The 21123-nt window shown below is 43.0% G+C and carries 6 protein-coding genes; 2 read left to right on the plus strand and 4 right to left on the minus strand.

What is annotated here, in order from left to right; genetic code table 11:
• Positions 1-45: 45 nt before the first annotated feature.
• The 3 genes from Q4597_RS12635 to Q4597_RS12645 all read right to left on the minus strand — a co-directional run bounded on the left by Q4597_RS12635 (position 46) and on the right by Q4597_RS12645 (position 5206).
• The gene (locus tag Q4597_RS12635) at positions 46-1503 is read right to left on the minus strand and encodes a RagB/SusD family nutrient uptake outer membrane protein (RefSeq protein ID WP_303406465.1); all 1458 of its coding nucleotides are present in this window, start codon (positions 1501-1503) and stop codon (positions 46-48) included.
• Positions 1504-1507: 4 nt separating this feature from the next.
• Complete coding sequence (locus Q4597_RS12640) at positions 1508-4651, minus strand: TonB-dependent receptor (protein WP_303406466.1); 3144 nt, start codon at positions 4649-4651, stop codon at positions 1508-1510.
• Between the two features lie 189 nt (positions 4652-4840).
• The gene (locus tag Q4597_RS12645; RefSeq protein ID WP_289041737.1) at positions 4841-5206 is read right to left on the minus strand and encodes a hypothetical protein; all 366 of its coding nucleotides are present in this window, start codon (positions 5204-5206) and stop codon (positions 4841-4843) included.
• 421 nt (positions 5207-5627) lie between these two features.
• Here Q4597_RS12645 and Q4597_RS12650 point away from each other — a divergent pair, with 421 nt between their 5' ends.
• Both Q4597_RS12650 and Q4597_RS12655 read left to right on the plus strand, forming a co-directional pair.
• Positions 5628-6347, plus strand: a complete 720-nt coding sequence (locus tag Q4597_RS12650) for a hypothetical protein (protein ID WP_215441328.1) — start codon at positions 5628-5630, stop codon at positions 6345-6347.
• 54 nt (positions 6348-6401) lie between these two features.
• On the plus strand, positions 6402-19580 hold the full coding sequence (locus Q4597_RS12655; RefSeq protein WP_303406467.1) for an Ig-like domain-containing protein: 13179 nt from the start codon (positions 6402-6404) through the stop codon (positions 19578-19580).
• Between the two features lie 381 nt (positions 19581-19961).
• Here Q4597_RS12655 and Q4597_RS12660 read toward each other — a convergent pair whose 3' ends face one another.
• The gene (locus Q4597_RS12660) at positions 19962-21119 is read right to left on the minus strand and encodes a gliding motility-associated C-terminal domain-containing protein (RefSeq protein WP_303406468.1); all 1158 of its coding nucleotides are present in this window, start codon (positions 21117-21119) and stop codon (positions 19962-19964) included.
• Between the last annotated feature and the right edge of the window lie 4 nt (positions 21120-21123).

Below are 21123 nucleotides of genomic sequence, written 5' to 3' on the forward strand. Positions count from 1 at the left end.
GGAGCATTGCTCCGCTATTTTCAAAAGGTAATTATGGTATAGTGTTTAGTAACCTTTTGTCTGTTGCATTTGTGAAGCTTCTATCTCGCTTGCAGGAATAGGATAGATGGTTTTTGCCGATGTAGCTTCAATATTAAGATTGTTTACGTTTACGCCCGTGTTTATGTGGTCGAACTCAGGTCTGTTGATATTCTTTCCTGTTCGTATATAATCGTACACTGCGTGGCCCTCCAACGCAAGTTCTCGTCTTCTTTCTTCTGCAATTCTTGCTTTTAAGGCTTCGCCGGTTTCTGTTGCTTTATAGGTGTCAAAATCTGTGGTACGTTTAGCTATCAGGGTGTTCAAATAAACCAAAGCTTGGGTGTCACCACCGGTTGCCCCGTTGGCACATGCTTCCGCAGCTATCAAATAAATTTCGGATAGGCGTAGAATAGGAATGTTGTGAATACTTAATCCGCTACCACCACTTCGGTTAATGTATTTTACGAATGCGGCATTGGTACCTTCTTTATCCTCAAGTAACAAATCGGCACGTGGGTCGCCCTCATATGCTTGTAAAAGGTCAACAAAAGTTTGGGTGGCAATGACATCTCCTTGGCCTCCATCCCTTAAATCAAATTGTGCTCCAAGGCCGTTACTTCCTACCGAGTTATCTGTAGTTATGCTCAGTTCAAAAAGAGATTCCGTAGTATAATCATCAAAAATATAGGTGGAAATATCCATTAAATCCGCTTCGGTTTTTACGCTAAGCACCTGTTTACAATAGGTGAGTGCGTTCTCCCAATCTTGTTTGTACAGGTACACACGTGCCAAAAGGGCATGAATGCCACTTTTGGTCATATACTTTGTACTGCCCTGTTCCCAAGTATTGTCTTCGATTTCATTTAGGGCCGCGTTAAGGTCTACAATGATTTGTTCGTATGTTTCTCCAAGTGAACTCCGTTCGGTAATAGTTTCGGTAGAGGATAAATTCAGCGGCATTCCTTGAGCACTGGCACCTTCACGTATCCACGGGTAAGAAAAGGTACGGGTAAGATCAAAATAAATCATCCCTCTTAATGCTAGGGCTTGTGCTTTAATTTGTTGTCTTTCGTTATCGTTGCCTTCCGCAGTTTCAATGTTATCAAGAATTAGGTTGAGGTTGCCAATTGCCTTGAAGCATTGTAGCCACATACTTTCTGCGCTACCGTTGTTGTTACTGCTTTCTTCGTAACGATATTCGGTCTGCTCGTAATCTCTTGGGTTGAACGTAGTTTTTACAAATCTAAAATCCGTGCCTTTTACGGCCGCTCTTTTGTACAGGGTTCTTCCTAAATACGAACCATCCGAAATTTCACTGTACGAACCGTTCAATAAATCCTGAAGTTTTTCTACGGAATTAATCACTAATGATTCTGAAATAACGTGATCTGGTTCTTGGATCAAAACATCTTCATTACAACCTTGTTGGATTGTAAGGACGACTGCCAAAAGGCCTATTTTTATATATTGGATACTTTTCATCTGATTATAATTTTATTTGAAGACCTAATAAAATACTTGTGGCCGTTGGTACTTGAAAAAAGTTAACTCCATTGGAAACCGCCTCAGGGTCGTAGTCATCCAGCTCGGTTGCAAGGAATAAATTATCGCCCTGTACATATAGCGTTCCGCTTTTAATAAACTTCAGTTCCGGTAAATTGAAACTCAGTTTTAGATTTCTCAATTTTAAATAATCCCCATTGTACAAATGTCTAGTAGATACGTCATTGGAGAAACTTGTGTTTCCGTTTATACGGATAGGCACATGGGAGTCCGGATTATTTGGATTCCAAGGATTTAACTGTGCTACGGTGTTGGTAAACTGTGGGGCAAAACCGTCATCGTCCCTTTTAAATGCCGTACGATCATACGCGTTGCCACCTATACCAAAAGTGAAAAGAAAGTCAAGACTAAAGTTCTTATACGTAAATTGATTATAGAAACCGCCTTGAACATCTTGCAGCGCTTTTCCGAAAATACCAAAACCGGCTTCTTCTGCATTGGTAGTAATTGCGCCTGTTCGCTCACCGTTCTCAAGAACATAGTATTGGGCGCTACCGTTGGTTTTATCAACACCGGCATAGTCTCTTAAGTAAAAAGAGTTCAGGCTTTCGCCTACTTTTATAATGGTCGGGTCCTGCCCATATCGTGAACCGTAGCTGGGAATCAAATCGCTTTTTAGTTTAGTAATTTCATTGTCTAGAAGTGTTAGGTTTACCCTGGAATTCCAAGAGAACCTATCGGTTGCAATAGGGGAGTAGCCCAGTTCAAATTCCCAGCCTTTATTGGTCATTTCCCCAAAATTCTGTAATTGGTCGCTAAAACCTGTTGTACCGGAAACAGGAATGTTCAACAATAGGTCTTCTGTGTTTTTGGAAAAGTACTCAACGGTCATATTCAACTTGTTGAAAAGCACCGCATCAAAACCAATATTAAAATTGTAACTCAACTCCCATGAAAGGTCTGGGTTGGCCAATTGTCCGTATGAAAGTCCAGAAGAACCGCCATAACCTTTGCCGCTGGTATCAAAGAAAGCTAAAGAAGCGTAAAATTCCGGAGGTAAGTTTCCGTTGGTTCCGTAGCTTCCTCTCAATTTAAAATAATCTAGACCATTAAGGTCAATGAACTTTTCTTCCGTGGCGATCCATCCTCCGGAAACGGACCAAAAATCGCCCCATCTAGAATCTTCGCCAAAACGTGAAGAGCCGTCCCTTCTGTAACTAGTGGCTAAGTAATATTTCTGATCAAAATTATAATTGAACTGGGAAAAGTAGGATAAAAGCGAATAGTTTTCGCTGTACCCGTTCCATGACCAAAGCGTTCCAATAGAACTGGAAGAAAGTAAGTTGCTGTCTAGAACATCATACCCGGAATTGTTAATAGAGCTCATTTCCGACTCTTGTAGTTCAAGACCTAGAAGCGCACCAAAGCCATGTTTGTTCAGTTGCTTGTTATAGGTGAGCAGATTGGAAGTTGTGTATTGCAAAACTTCACTTTTAACCACGTAGAGAACACCGTTCCATACACCACCACCGGCACCAAATTCTTTGTTGTCATAAAAGGTTTCCGCGTTAGATTGATGGTCTACCCCAAAAGTTGATTTAAACTTAAGGTCTTTGGTCAGGTCTATAGCGGCAAAAATATCACCACGGGTGCGAAACTCGGTATTGGAGTATTTCCCTACTTCAAGAACACCCACGGGGTTGGCATTTTTTTCTATGGCGTTGGGTAGGTCTGCAATACCCTCATAGCCATTAGGGTCGTAAATTGGTGCAGCTGGAGGTAATACGCGCGCCATGTACAACGGATTGAGTCCGCCAGCATAACCGCTGTCATAGTTCCCGGCATTTCTGTCGGTTTTGGCAACGGATAAATTAATGCCAATGCGCAACCAATCTTTGGCTTGATTTTCCAAATTAACCCTTCCCGAATACCGTTTTAAGCCTGTTGTAATAATGGTTCCGTCTTGGTCAAAGTAGTCTCCAGAGATATAAAAAGATGTTTTCTCGCTTCCACCTCTAGCGGATAGATTGTATTTTCTAAGAGTACCCGGCTGGTAAATGGCATCCAACCAATCAGAGTTGGCATCAGAGGTGCCATAAATACTCTCATAATCGCTTTGAGCTTGGTTTTGATACGAGGCATAAAGTGTATCATCGTCATACACTCTGGAAAATTCCCCATTTTCACTATTCTGAATGTACTGGTTTACCTGTCCTTCTTGCCACAGGCTTTTAAATTGCTCATTATTTACGTTTTTCTCTTGGGTAAGGTTTCGGCTAGTGCCTAGTTCCATACCAAACGTAATTTCCGTATCTCCGTTTTTTCCTTTTTTAGTAGTGATGATAACCACGCCGTTGGCGGCTCTGGAACCGTAAAGGGAAGCCGCTGCTGCATCTTTTAATATGGTGATATTGGCTATATCCTGAGAATTAATGGTGGACAAAGGGTTGTAGGCAGTAGCTCCGGAACCGTTAGCCCTAAGTGTTTTATCCGTATTGATGACCACACCATCTAACACGTATAAAGGTTCTGTAAGTCCGTTTATGGACCCAACACCTCTTATTTGCACGGTTGATGCACCTCCAGGTTGGCCGGAAGTAAAAATATTAACGCCTGAAACATTACCCTGCAAGGCGGTTTCAAAACTTGCTGTTGAGGTTCGCGTTAAGGTTTCGGTGGCTACTTTTTTAGCAGACCCTGTAAAGCTCCTTTTGTTGGATGTTCCGTAGGCCGTAACAACAACTTCATCCAGACCCGTGGCATCTTCATGCATTTGGACAGAAATAGAAGATTGTTGGTTTACGTCTATTTCTTGGGTGATATAACCCAAGTAGGAAACAACTAAAACAGCATCAGAGGTAACTTGGAGGGAAAAATTTCCGTCAAAATCGGAAAGGGTTCCGTTAGAAGTGCCTTTTTCCAAAATATTGGCTCCAGGTAGGGGCGTGCCATTTTCATCTGTAATGGAGCCGTTAATAGTATGGGTTTGAACAAAACTTGATAGGTAAACAGCTGTATTAGCCTTTATTTCTTGAGAGGAAAGCTGTGTGAATAATAGCGCTAAGCCTATTTTTAAGGAGAGACTAAAAGGTGGTTTGAGTCTCTTGGATACGGTAAAAAATTTCATTGGTTTTACATTTTGAAAGCAATAGCGAGATGGAGAACTATTGCAGAACAATCTCGTCTTGCAATCAGGTTGAATAAAAAATATGATTTGAATTCTATGCCGCAAGTGTCCTGTGAACAGTGTTCATGGAATAACAAGAATACCTTCGGAAATTGCGAAAGTGAACGTTGCAGCAATAGCGGAGTGTTGCTAAATGAATTGGGGAGGTTGTCCGGTTTCGGAAATAAGTTCATACGGAACCAACGCAAGATATCGCTTGTAATTGGCCTGTACGGAATCTAATGGGAGGGACTGGGATTGATAGGATTGGAACCAATCTATAATTGGTAACTTCAGTTTTGAAAGCTCGCTTTCAAACGGGTTTTTCTCTTTTTCTTCAGACTCTTGGGCCAGCTGTTTTGCTAAGAAACATTTACCATCACAATGAAGCATAGGTTGATTCCGATTCTCACAAAGGTTGGTAACAATGTAATCATAGTTAACGGCATAGTTGATTAAAGGCCATAAAGGCTTTAATAACATGGATACCGCTAAAATGAGTAGTAAGTGCTTCATTAATATGCCTCTCTGAGACCAAAGAGACAAAAATAGGGGCTATTTCATAGTTATCCCAAATTATGCGGGTTAAAATAATTCTTACAAATGGTTTTTTATAGTTATGTAAAAATTCCTACTAATAACACAGTTAAAACTGCTACAAATCCCGATGACTACAACGATTTCGTCAATTTTAAAATAGGTATTTAAATAATTGATATAATGATATTTGTAATTTTTTTAAATAACAAAAATCGTTTGTTTACATCAATTTTAAGTAGGTTTTACAACATTCTATTTCATTAAATAATTAAGATGATACTTTTGTTTTGGTAATTATTAAATAGTAATAATCTTACAATTTTTTCGGATTATTAAGTATATTCAGAAAACCTTTTAAAATTAGTTGAACAACCTAACTTGTAAATCTTACATCAACATGAAATCAGTAGCCGTATTTAAACCTGAATTCCAATTATTCAAAAACTATTTCATAGTCATTCTTCTCATAGTTTTTTCATACTCCGCTAAAGCTCAATCCGTGGGTATAAATACTTTAACTCCCGACCCGGCTGCGGCATTGGATATTCAATCTACAACAGGTGGTCTCTTAATGCCTAGGATGACTACAGTAGAAATGGACGCATTGGTTAGTCCACCAGATGGTCTCATGGTCTATAATACGGATTTGAACAATAGCATGATGTTCGTGCAGGGTGTTCCATACGAGTTATATAACAAAACAGCAGGTACGGTTATTACAATTTTAAGTGGAATAGCTCCCACATTTTGGACTAGTATTGGTAATTTATCTCTAACAGAATTTTTAGGATTAGATGTTCATCGCATTCAAATGGATCTATCCGATGCAAGTGAAATTCGCATAGTTGCTAATGTTACTGGTTTAACACTTGGTTTGGGTGGCGAATTGTCTATAGCACTGCAATACTCTACTGATGGGGGGTCTAACTGGACCTATGTTAATAGCAGTAGTTTCGGGCCTGCATTGTCAATTTCTGTAGATGGTTTAATTGTAACTCCATGGACCGATATTGATACTGCAGCTAAAGGAGATGTACAGCTTAGATTGGTAGGTCGGGCAACCGGAGGAATCATTACGCAGGCAGGCCTAGGTCTAGTTATGCTAGAAATTAGATAGCAGTTTAGCTTACTATCTAAATTATTTTCCCTTTTCACAAATAACCACATTAGTATGAGAACCAACCATTTATTTGGATTGCTTTTAATCTTAAACTGTTTTGCTCTATCTGCGCAGGGCGGCTTAACTATTTCAGGAGCCAATATTTCAATAACCTCAGGAGCAAGCATTCGCGTAGATAAAGGAGATTTGCAAATTTCAGGAGATGCTGAAATAAAAAATGAATCTGCAATAAGTGTAGACGGCAACTGGTTGAATAACAATAGTACAAGTCAAGTTTTTACAACAGATTCCGAAGGAACGGTAACCCTTACCAAAACTACAGATGTTACTACCGTTGGCGGAACAACCACAACCCTTTTTTATAATTTAATTCTAGAAGTAAATAAGGCTTCATTAGAGGTGAACACCATTGTAGGAGGTTCGGTTTCAGGTACGAACTTAGGGGTTATAGATCTTAACAATTCGGGACTAGACTTAAATTCCAATACTTTACAGATTACAAATTCACTCATAGGGGCACTTATTTCAGATGAAGGATACATTATTAGTGAAGATGTATTGAACCAAAGTAAAGTACTTTGGCAAACTTCCGGTACCGGTGGCGCTTATACCATTCCTTTTGGTACTGCTGCTGGTGAACGTATTCCTTTAACCGTAGAAAGGGCCACAGGTAATTTAGGGGAAATTACGGTATCTACTTATCCTACGGGGCTGGATATGACTCCATATCCTACGCAACCCGAAAATGTAACAAGTATTGTAGATACTAATGATCAAAGTTTATCCGGGAATTCGGTTAATAGATTTTGGCAGTTAGATAAAACCGGAACCGGGGTTGCCAACCTTACTTTTTCTTATGCAGATGCAGAAGTACCTAGTAACGGAGAGAATAATCTTTCTTCCTATAGATATGATACTACAGTAAATAAGTGGGAACCTAAAGGCGCTAGTTCCTCTGATTTCGCCAGCAATAAAGTTAGTGTTTCTGGTGTTGCTGAGTTCTCACCGTGGACTATTGCAGGGGGAACTCCAGAAGATTTGGATGGGGATGGTATAGCCAATGCAGATGATTTGGACAATGACAATGATGGTATTTTAGATACGGATGAAGGTATTTGCACTCCAATTCAATCAGGTACATGGGGAGGCTTTATTGACAATGTTACCTATGATTATGGAAATGGGGTAATAGTTAGAATGACCACTGCGGCAACAAACGGTTTTGCTCTAGGAAATTTTAACCCTGGAGGAACTGGGTTTTGGTCGGAAGATTTAGCAGGGGATTCCTCTATTCAATGTGATTTTTTGTTCGGGGAAAGTGTTACTGTAAGTTTTGAGGATGGTTCTGGAAACCCTGTACAAGTGTCTAACCCAATTATACATTTTGATAGAATCGGTGGCTCGGCGGATAATGTTCAAAATTCGGCAAGAATTACTTTGCAAAACGGATTAACTTGGGTAGAATTGGCAGGTACCGATGATTTTTTGGCGACTTCTACAACAGCAAGTGATGGTGGTGCGGGATCAACTGCGGGTATTCAGGCTAATGGGTATAGCCCGGAATCTACCCAGAATGATATAGACGGTACGGCTGCAGGTAGTATGGAAATTCAGGGAACGGTTAGCACTTTTACTTTAACCTTTCCATCCGCATCAACCACATCAGGTACCGCAGATGGCATTGAAATGATCGTATTTGCCTGTAAGCAGATTGATGATGATAATGACGGCATACCTAACTATTTAGATTTAGATAGTGATGATGACGGCTGTCCGGATGCAATTGAAGGTAACTCAAATTATGATTATAATGATTTAAATGAAGATTTTACTTTAAATGCCACATCAGATAGTAATGGTATTCCAGGAGGGACTTCACAGGGTGTAGGTACATCTCAAGATGAATTGCAGCAATCTGCAGCATGTAGTGAGTGTGATAGTTCTAATCCTTTATATGTCGATAGCGATGGAGATTTGATTGGAGATTACTGTGATGAAGATGATGATAATGATGGTATTTTGGATACAGATGAGATGCAATCTCAGGTATGTAATGCTTACCCCGCCTTGTCATTTAGTTCACCATCATTAGAAAGTGGAACTGATTTGACCTCAGGGGCAGTATATAGATTTGCATCGGTTACTACGGGTGTAGACGCATTAGTTACCATTGTATCCTCAACACCAAATCCGGGAATAACTACTATTGATGATGATGCAACCAATACAGCCAATTTTCAGCCCATATTGGAAACTGAAAGTTCCTTGGTTGAATTCGATTTTCAATTTGTTTTAACGGGGTCATCTACCCCAACTAAAATATCCCAATTCTATTTGACAGCTATAGATGTTGATGGAGATGGAGTTGGAGGACGAGAATTTGTCGAGTTAGATGTTGATGGAGCTTCAGTTCAAACTGTAGAAAATCCCAGTGATCTTACTATTTATAATACTTCTTATGGTAAATTATTCAAGGGGTCTCTAGATGCGGCTACAGGCATAGACGTAAATGCAACCAATGTTATGGTTACTGCTAGGTATTTTGACAGAAGCCAGTTTAAATTGAGAATAGGAGCAAACCCTACCTCTAATGTAAATCGTCTTTTCTCAATTAATTTTGACCCATGTACCTACAATATTTACTCAAGCCCATCCAATCCCGATTTATTGCTTCAAGTCTTGGATACAGATTCTGATGGAACTCCTAATCATTTAGATAACGATAGTGATGGCGATGGATGTCCAGATGCCCTTGAAGGTGCGGCAAATTATGATTATGCAGATTTGGATGCTCAGTATAGATTAACGACTACTGTAGATGGCGCTGGTCTTCCAGGAGGTACTTCACAGGCTATTGGAACGGCAATAGACAACTCGCAACAAGCAGATGAGTGTAGTGAATGTGACCCTTCTCACCCTTCTTATGTAGACAGTGATGGTGATACAATAGGTGATTTCTGTGATTTAGATGATGATAATGATGGTATTTTAGATGCTAATGAATGCGGGGTTCCTTTGTTGGCTACTGGTATATCTGGAGAAGGAACGAATACAATTTCCGGTTTATATGAAGCAGGTGTCATGAACACGAATTTTTCCCTAACATCCCCTTCCCAAGTAGAAATTTCATTAGGTTCGCCAGAACCTGTAGAACTTAATGTTTTTACTAGTGGAGTTACAGACGGTCTTTTAGTTATTTGGGACGAAGGGTCAATAAACCCAGGTAGTGTTTTTGATATGACACTCACCTTAAATGAAGCTCAAAATGGAGAACTACTCTCTCTGCGAATAGGAAACAACGCTCCAAGTTCTACATATGGCGCTCAAAATGCCACAAAAGAAATTACACTTACATGGCCAGGGGGAAATGTAGCCGTTCTTAATGACCCATTAAATGAAATCTTAAATTATGCCCACGGAGCAATCATTACTTCAGGCACCGTTTTAGATTATGACACAGGAGGTAGCGCTGTAAGAGATTCACAATGGTATATAGATTTAAATCTTGATGGAGCTACTTATCCTTTTAACGTTGATTATCATACGGTCTCTAGTGTTTTGACTAGAAATGAGGGATTTGCTTTTGTGCCAATCGGTTGTTTAGATACGGATGATGATGACCTTACGGACAATGTGGATATAGACAGCGATAACGATGGTTGTAATGATGCTGTAGAAGCGGGGCATTTAGACGAGGATAACGACGGTGAAGTAGATGGTTCTGGGTACGATGCAAACGGCCAAGTAACTGGTGCTACAACGGCATATACAGGTACTACAAACGGAGTGACAACGGCATCAGAAACAACTATTGATACAGCACCAACAGACCAAGAAGAGCGAGTTGGTGACGATGCCACATTTACTGTAGCAGCTTCAGTTTTAGATGCTTCGGCATATACTTCGGGAACACCAACCTATGATGTAAATGCTAGTCCAACGTACCAATGGCAGGTAAGCACCAATTCTGGATCTACGTTTTCTAACATTTCAGGAGCAACTAATTCTAGTTTAACTATTTCAGATGTTACCCTCATCATGGATGGGAATATCTATAAGGTTTTGGTTAGTAGTGCAAATAATTCTTGTCCAGAAGAGGCACAAGCTAAGTTAACAGTTATAAACAATGTAGATGCTATTGACGATTCGGCAGGTATAACTGCTGTTGAAGGATTTACTGGAGTAAACGACGTTTTAAATGTATTGGATAACGATGAGTTTAATGGTGTAATTCTCACGCCTGCAAGTGTTACCATAACTCCGGTTACAAACGGACCTTTAACGGTAAATGGAGATGGTTCTGTAGATGTAGCGAATAACACGGGTACGGGATCATACATGGTAAACTATCAAATTTGTGATGCCGCAAATCCTTCAAATTGCGATATAGCAACAGTTACTGTAAATGTTGGCGTAAATAGTTTGCCAATTGCTCAAGATGATGCTATTTCAGTAGCACAAGATTCGAACAACAATAGTTTAAATGTATTGGCAAATAATGGTAATGGCCCTGATGATTTTGGTGGAGATGGACCAAATGCTGGTGCAATTACACTTCCAAGCGCTTCATCAACAAATGGAGGAACGGTTTCTATTAATACTAATAGTACGCCATTAGACCCAACAGATGATACGGTATTGTATACACCTGCAGCTGGGTATAGTGGACCAGACTCCTTTACCTATACGATTACGGATGCCAACAATGATTCGGATACGGCAACGGTAAACGTAACGGTAGTACCAACACCAACAATCGCAATTAATGTAGTGGCTGGAGATGATATCATCAATGCAACAGAAGATGATAGTCCGGTAACTATTAGCGGAACAAGCACCAATGTTGAAGATGGACAGACGGTAACAGTTATTTTAAATGGAGAAACGTATACCACTACGGTTTCCAGTAATACATGGACTTTGAATATTCCTGCTGTAGATGCACAAGCATTAGGTGCTACGGAAACTATAACGGCAGATGTTACCAACAGTTTGGGGACTGCTGCTGTTCAAGCAACTAGGGATATTCAGCATATTGCTACACTTCCAGTCCCTGTACTGGCGATCGATGATATCACGGCCGATAATGTATTGAATGCAGCAGAGGCGGGTGCAGATGTTGCGGTAACAGGAACTGTTACTGGAGATTTCAATACGGGCGATACGGTCACCTTAACGGTTGACGGTACGGACTATACGGGAACGGTGGATGCCTTGGGTGATTATAACATCGATATCCCGGGAAGTGCCTTGGCCGCTGATGGTGATACTACGGTAGATGGAAGTGTAACGACAACGGATACCGCAGGTAATGTAGGAACAGTAACCGACACGCAAGTATACTCGGTAGATACGACCGCCCCGGTCCCTGTACTGGCAATCGATGATATCACCGCGGACAATGTATTGAATGCAGCAGAGGCGGGTGCAGATGTTGCGGTAACAGGAACTGTTACTGGAGATTTCAATACGGGCGATACGGTCACCTTAACGGTTGACGGTACGGACTATACGGGAACGGTGGATGCCTTGGGTGATTATAGCATCGATATCCCGGGAAGTGCCTTGGCTGCCGATGGTGATACGACGGTAGATGGAAGTGTGAGTACTACGGATACCGCAGGGAATACAGGAACGGCAACGGATACACAGGTATACGCTGTAGATATCACATTACCGGTACCAGTTTTAGAGATAGAAGATATTACCGCGGACAACATATTGAACGCAGCGGAAGCAGGAGGAAACGTCAACGTAACCGGAACGGTAAGTGGCGACTTCAACTCCGGAGATACGGTCACCTTAACGGTCAACAGCACTGATTACACGGGAACCGTAGATGGCGCAGGCGCATATAATATTTTTATCCCAGGTAGTGAACTGGCCGCCGATGGTGATACGACGGTAGATGGAAGTGTAACGACAATGGATACCGCAGGTAATGTAGGAACTGCAACGGATACACAGGTATACGCTGTAGATACCACATTACCGGTACCAGTTTTAGAGATAGAAGATATTACCGCGGACAACATACTGAATGCCGCAGAAGCTGGCGCTGATGTTGCCGTAACAGGAACGGTTTCAAGTGACTTTAATGCTGGGGATACGGTGACCTTAACGGTTGACGGTACGGACTATACGGGAACGGTGGATGCCTTGGGTGATTATAGCATCGATATCCCGGGAAGTGCCTTGGCCGCTGATGGTGATACTACGGTTGAAGGAAGTTTTGTAACAACGGATGGAGCCGGTAACAGTGCTACAGTTACTGACACAAAAACGTATACTGTAGATTTGGTAAACCCTGCTCCAGTATTAGTGATTGATGATGTTACTGCTGATAATGTATTGAATGCTACGGAAGCAGGAGGGAACGTCAACGTAACCGGAACGGTAAGTGGCGACTTCAACTCCGGGGATACGGTAACCTTAACCGTAAACGGTACCGATTATACGGGAACCGTAGATGGCGCAGGCGCTTATAGTATAGCAATCCCAGGTAGTGAATTGGCTGCCGATGGTGATACGACGGTAGATGGAAGTGTAACGACAACGGATACCGCAGGTAATGTAGGTACTGCAACCGACACGCAAGTATATGCTGTAGATACGACCGCCCCGGTCCCTGTACTGGATATCGATGATATCACGGCCGATAATGTATTGAATGCAGCAGAGGCTGCTACCAATATAGATGTAACTGGAACGGTAAGTGGTGACTTCAACTCCGGAGATACGGTAACCTTAACGGTCAACGGTACCGATTATACGGGAACCGTAGATGGCGCAGGCGCATATAGTATTTCTATCCCAGGCAGTGAATTGGCTGCCGATGGAGATACGACGGTAGATGGAAGTGTGAGTACTACCGATACCGCAGGTAATGTAGGAACCGCAACAGATACGCAAGTGTATAGTGTAGATACCACAGCCCCAGTCCCAGTACTGGCCATTGATGATATCACCGCAGACAATGTGTTGAATGCAGCAGAAGCTGCTACCAATATAGATGTAACCGGAACAGTAAGTGGAGACTTCAACTCCGGAGATACGGTAACCTTAACAGTAAACGGCACCGATTATACGGGAACTGTAGATGGCGCAGGCGCTTATAGTATAGCAATCCCAGGCAGTGAATTGGCTGCCGATGGCGATACGACTGTCGATGGAAGTGTAAGTACCACAGATATCAATGGAAACATCGGAACAGCAACGGATACGCAAGTATATTCTGTAGATACGACTGCCCCGGTCCCTGTACTGGCGATCGATGATATCACGGCCGATAATGTATTGAATGCAGCAGAGGCTGCTACCAATATAGATGTAACCGGAACCGTAAGTGGTGACTTCAACTCAGGGGACACGGTAACCTTAACGGTCAACGGTAACGATTATACGGGAACCGTAGATGGCGCAGGCGCATATAGTATTTCTATCCCAGGTAGTGAACTGGCTGCCGATGGTGATACGACGGTAGATGGAAGTGTGAGCACAACGGATACCGCAGGTAATGTAGGAACCGCAACCGATACGCAAGTATACTCGGTAGATACGACCGCCCCGGTCCCTGTACTGGCGATCGATGATATCACTGCAGATAATGTATTGAATGCAGCAGAGGCTGCTACCAATATAGATGTAACTGGAACGGTAAGTGGTGACTTCAACTCCGGAGATACGGTAACGCTAACAGTAAACGGTACCGATTATACGGGAACCGTAGATGGCGCAGGCGCATATAGTATAGCAATTCCAGGTAGTGAACTGGCTGCCGATGGTGATACGACGGTAGATGGAAGTGTGACTACCACAGATACCAATGGTAATGTAGGAACCGCAACGGACAGCCAAGTATACTCGGTAGATACGACCGCCCCGGTCCCTGTACTGGCGATCGATGATATCACGGCCGATAATGTATTGAATGCAGCAGAGGCTGCTACCAATATAGATGTAACCGGAACTGTAAGTGGGGACTTCAACTCCGGAGATACGGTAACGCTAACAGTAAACGGTACCGATTACACGGGAACCGTAGATGGCGCAGGTGCATATAGTATAGCAATTCCAGGCAGTGAACTGGCTGCCGATGGCGATACGACGGTCGATGGAAGTGTCACAACCACCGATATCAATGGTAATGTAGGAACAGCAACGGATACCCAAGTATACTCGGTAGATACCACAGCTCCAGTCCCTGTACTGGCTATTGATGATATCACCGCAGACAATGTATTGAATGCTACCGAAGCAGGAGGAAATGTTGATGTAACCGGAACGGTAAGTGGCGATTTCAACTCGGGAGATACGGTAACGCTAACAGTAAACGGTACCGATTACACGGGAACTGTAGATGGTGCAGGCGCATATAGTATAGCAATTCCAGGTAGTGAACTGGCTGCCGATGGTGATACGACGGTAGATGGAAGTGTAACGACAACGGATACCGCAGGTAATGTAGGAACCGCAACGGATACCCAAGTATACTCGGTAGATACGACCGCCCCGGTCCCTGTACTGGCGATCGATGATATCACGGCCGATAATGTATTGAATGCTACGGAAGCAGGAGGAAACGTCAATGTAACTGGAACCGTAAGTGGGGACTTCAACTCTGGAGACACGGTAACCTTAACCGTAAACGGTACCGATTATACGGGAACCGTAGATGGCGCAGGCGCTTATACGATAGCAATACCAGGCAGTGAACTGGCTGCCGATGGCGATACGACGGTCGATGGCAGTGTAAGTACCACAGATATCAATGGAAACGTTGGAACCGCAACGGATACGCAAGTATATTCTGTAGATACCACAGCCCCAGTCCCTGTACTGGCGATCGATGATATCACCGCGGACAATGTATTGAACGCTACCGAAGCAGGAGGAAACGTCAACGTAACCGGAACGGTAAGTGGCGATTTCAACTCCGGTGACACGGTAACTCTAACAGTAAACGGAACCGATTATACGGGAACCGTAGATGGCGCAGGCGCTTATACGATAGCAATCCCAGGCAGTGAACTGGCTGCCGATGGCGATACGACGGTCGATGGCAGTGTAAGTACCACAGATATCAATGGAAATGTTGGAACAGCAACGGACACCCAAGTATACTCGGTAGATACCACAGCTCCAGTCCCTGTACTGGCTATCGATGATATCACGGCCGATAATGTATTGAACGCTGCGGAAGCAGGAGGGAACGTCAATGTAACCGGAACCGTAAGTGGCGACTTCAACTCCGGGGATACGGTAACCTTAACGGTCAATGGTAACGATTACACGGGAACTGTAGATGGCGCAGGAGCTTATACGATAGCAATCCCAGGTAGTGAACTGGCTGCCGATGGTGATACGACGGTAGATGGAAGTGCAACGACAACGGATACCGCAGGCAATGTAGGAACCGTAACGGACAGCCAAGTATACTCGGTAGATACGACCGCCCCGGTCCCTGTACTGGCGATCGATGATATCACGGCCGATAATGTATTGAATGCGACCGAAGCAGGAGGAAACGTTAATGTAACCGGAACAGTAAGTGGCGACTTCACCACAGGAGATACGGTAACGCTAACAGTAAACAGTACCGATTATACGGGAACCGTAGATGGTGCAGGAGCTTACACGATAGCAATCCCAGGCAGTGAACTGGCTGCCGATGGCGATACGACTGTCGATGGAAGTGTGACTACCACAGATACCAATGGAAACATCGGTACCGCAACCGACACCCAAGTATATTCGGTAGATACGACCGCCCCGGTCCCTGTACTGGCGATCGATGATATCACTGCAGATAATGTATTGAATGCTACGGAAGCAGGAGGAAACGTTAATGTAACCGGAAGCGTAAGTGGCGACTTCACCACAGGGGACACTGTAACCCTAACAGTAAACGGTACTGATTACACGGGAACCGTAGATGGCGCCGGTGCATATAGTATAGCAATCGCAGGTAGTGAACTGGCTGCTGATGGTGATACGACGGTAGACGGAAGTGTGACGACAACGGATACCAATGGTAATGTGGGAACCGCAACCGACACGCAAGTATACTCGGTAGATACCACGGCCCCAGTCCCTGTACTGGCGATCGATGATATCACGGCCGATAATGTATTGAATGCAGCAGAGGCTGCTACCAATATAGATGTAACCGGAACGGTAAGTGGCGACTTCAACTCCGGGGATACGGTAACGCTAGCAGTCAACGGTACCGATTACACGGGAACCGTAGATGGCGCAGGAGCTTACACGATAGCAATCCCAGGCAGTGAACTGGCTGCCGATGGCGATACGACTGTCGATGGAAGTGTGACCACTACGGATGCCGCCGGAAACAGCGCAACGGTAACGGATACGCAAGTATACTCGGTAGATACGACCGCCCCGGTCCCTGTACTGGCAATCGATGATATCACGGCAGATAATGTATTGAATGCAGCAGAGGCTGCTACCAATATAGATGTAACCGGAACGGTAAGTGGCGACTTCAACACAGGGGACACGGTAACCTTAACGGTCAATGGTACCGATTACACGGGAACTGTAGATGGCGTAGGCGCTTATAGTATAGCAATTCCAGGTAGTGAATTGGCTGCCGATGGTGATACGACGGTAGATGGAAGTGTAACGACAACGGATACCGCAGGTAATGTAGGAACCGCAACCGACACGCAAGTATACTCGGTAGATACCACATCGCCTGTAATCTCCATAGATGTTGTGGCCGGGGATGATATTATAAATGATACGGAAGATGACAGTCCAGTAACAATATCAGGGACTACCTCGAATGTAGAAGACGGACAGATTGTAACGGTGACCTTGAATGGACAAAATTATTTCTCTACCGTTGCAGGAAATGTATGGACATTGGATATATCTGCATTGGATACCCAAGCATTGGGAACTAATGAAACTATCACAGCAGATGTAAGTGATTTAGGAGGTAATCCCGCAGTACAGGGAACCAGGGATATTCAACATGATGCTGTCGCTCCGGTACCAATGTTAGCTATCGATGATATTACAGCGGACAACATACTGAACGCCACCGAGGCGGGTGCAGATGTTGCGGTAACAGGAACTGTTACTGGAGATTTCAATACGGGCGATACGGTCACCTTAACGGTTGACGGTACGGACTATACAGGAACGGTGGATGCCTTGGGTGATTATAGCATCGATATCCCGGGTAGCGCATTGGCCGCTGATGGCGATACTACGGTTGACGGAAGTTTTGTAACAACGGATGTAGCGGGCAACAGTGCAACGGTAACCGATAACAAAACCTATACGGTAGATACGGTAAGTCCTGCTCCTGTACTTTCAATAGATGATATTACAGCGGACAACATACTGAATGCGGCAGAAGCTGGCGCTGATGTTGCCGTAACAGGAACTGTTACTGGAGATTTCAATACAGGAGATACGGTAACCTTAACGGTTGACGGTACGGACTATACGGGAACGGTAGATGCCTTGGGTGGTTATAGCATCGATATCCCGGGAAGTGCCTTGGCTGCTGATGGTGATACTACGGTTGACGGAAGTTTTGTAACAACGGATGTAGCGGGCAACAGTGCAACGGTAACCGATAACAAAACATATACGGTAGATACGGTAAGTCCTGCTCCTGTACTTTCAATAGATGATATCACGGCGGACAACATACTGAACGCCACCGAGGCGGGTGCAGATGTTGCGGTAACAGGAACTGTTACTGGAGATTTCAATACGGGCGATACGGTCACCTTAACGGTTGACGGTACGGACTATACGGGAACGGTGGATGCCTTGGGTGATTATAGCATCGATATCCCGGGCAGCGCATTGGCCGCTGATGGTGATACCACGGTCGACGGAAGTTTTGTAACAGCGGATGGAGCCGGTAACAGTGCTACAGTTACTGACACAAAAACGTATACTGTAGATTTGGTAAACCCTGCTCCAGTATTAGTGATTGATGATGTTACTGCTGATAATGTATTGAACGCGGCAGAAGCAGGAGCAGACGTAGCGGTAACAGGAACGGTTGCAGGTGACTTTAATGCTGGGGATACGGTGACTTTAACTGTAGACGGTACGGATTATACCGGAACTGTAGATGCTTCAGGTGACTTTAGTATCAACATTCCTGGTAGTGCTTTGGCTGCGGATGGTGATAGCACTGTAGACGGCAGTATTTCTACAACTGATATTAATGGAAATACAGGCACATCCACAGAAACAAAAACATATAGTGTAGATGTAACAGCACCTGTTGTAACAGTGACCGTTGATGATATTACAAGCGATAATAGTATTAATGCTGCTGAAGCAGGTTCTGATATTCCAATAACAGGAACGGTAAGTGGAGATTTTAATGAGAATGAGCCGGTAACCATAGTTGTCAATGGGAACACCTATTCAGGCACGGTAGATGCTCTTGGAAACTTTAGTATTGATGTTCCTGGAAGTGATTTGGTAGCAGATAATGATACTTCAATTGAAGTAAGCCTTACCTCTTTGGATACCGCAGGTAACAGCACTTCGGTAAACGAAACCAAGTCTTATATGGTTGATGTTGTAGATAATGATCCAGATAATGATGGACTTACCAATGATGAGGAAGATGATTTAGGAACGGATCCTAATAACCCGGATTCTGATGGTGACGGTATTAATGATGGTCAAGAAGTATTGGATGCAACTAATCCGTTGGATGATTGTGATTCAATTGATGGTACACCTCTAGATAGTTCGGATTGTGATAGCGATGGACTTACCAATGCCGAGGAAGAAATTAGAGGAACGGATCCTAATATTGCTGATACCGATGAAGATACAATTTTGGATGGTCAGGAAGTTTTGGATAGTACGGACCCATTAAACGCATGTAGTTCTAAAGGGGGTACTCCGCCAGAGACTGCAGTCTGTGGTATTTCGGTAGAGAATGACTTGGTAACTCCAGAGCTCAATGAAGGTAGGTTCCTTATTGAAAACATAGAGAGTTATCCACAGAATACGGTCAAGATCTTTAACCGATGGGGTATTAAAGTGTTTGAGATAGACGGATACGACAATGAGGCCAATGTCTTTATGGGTAGGTCTACAGGCAGGATAACCATCAGGGCGAATGATGAGCTTCCGGTAGGCGTGTACTTCTATATAATTGAATACGTAGCCGGTGATAATAATCAAAGTTTATCCGGATATCTATATATTAATCGATAAGAAAAACCACACTGAAATAAGTAACCCCTCTGGCTAAGCTTGAGGGGTTATTTTTTACCTGAACACAGGTGTTAATGCTTATAGAATTAAGCAGGGAATTGGAATTGTATAAAGGCTCTTGGTTTGTTATTTCAACTAGATTTGTATTTCTTGAGGAACAGGAAAGGGTATTAAAAAATATACTTGCGATGCAACTATTCCATGAGAAGAACTCATATGAAGCGAGAAGAATGGATAGCTCGGGTTCTGTTAATAGGGTAGGGGCAATGAATGGGAGGGTTAGTATAAATTTCCAAGCAGGTTATAGTTATCCCTCATATCATAAAGGTATCCAATTACCCGAACTAAGCTGAATTCTGATTTTATATGCGCAAGGAAAAGTTATTCTTGGTTTATGTATATAAAGCCTTGGTGCTTAAGTCCAATATCCTTTAAATCTATAGTATAAAAATAAACACCAGCAGGTAATTTTTTGGCAGTATTATAAACTCCATTAACATTAGCGGTGCCTTCAAAGGTATTGTCATAGTTGGTGGCCTCGTAGACGGCACGTCCCCACCTGTTAAAAACGGTAAGTTTGTTATTAGGCGATATTGAAACAGCTTTCAGAACAAAAAAATCGGCATTGCCATCCCCATTAGGGGTCAATAGATAATTGCCCAAATCTACACTTTGCATGCTAAGACTGCCGCCAAAAGTAATAACGGTATAATCGTCCGGAGTAAACACATCCGAGGTTATTTCACCTTTGTCAAAATCACCATCCAACCCCGTGTTTCCTAAATCTTCCCATATATTTCTTTCGGTATGCCAACCTACTACTCTCAGGTTTTCTATGGCATCAAGGAAACTAGGTAAATTACTGGCTGTATCCCATCCTAGGGTTACTTTAGATGGTGTATTCGTATCTAAATCCCAAAATTCATGATGGCTAATCGCTATAAGTATATCCGTTCTATTTTCAGTGTAAAAAGACGTGCGAAAGGTAGAGGAACTATTAGGGTCTTCATAAAAATAAGCCGACTTGGCATTTTCGTTAATTTGGTCCGAAGCTAGTTTTAGCGGCCTTAATTTGTCAAAATGGCCAATTGGAAAAACAAAATCCTTTTTATTTTTTACGGAAGCATACCCATCCACTTTTGTAAAGTCGGTTTCGCCATTATAAAAGGAATTGTTAATGTACTCTATATTTGTGTCTACCGAATATCTAGGGGTAACCAAATCTCCCGAAATAAAGTTGCTATTATTGGTAACACCAATACCAACTTCTAGAACAAGGTCATTGTCTACAACAATTTCTAAATCTTCAAACACAGGCCTAAAAGCACCACTAATATAAGCTACGTCTTCATTGTAAAATCCGGCTAATCCCTTGTTTTCGTCAAAAGAACCATCATTTATCAAATCCTGATAGAAACCAATCTGCGCATTTTCATGCATTTTCATGTTTCCGAAATTATGAAATGAGTCCTGCGCAATCACTTGGAGACTGCACATACTAACGGCAAAGGTGCCAAGGAAGATTAGATGCTTTTTCATTGTT

The organism is Zobellia sp. 1_MG-2023, from assembly GCF_030549125.1.
Lineage (GTDB): Bacteria > Bacteroidota > Bacteroidia > Flavobacteriales > Flavobacteriaceae > Zobellia > Zobellia russellii.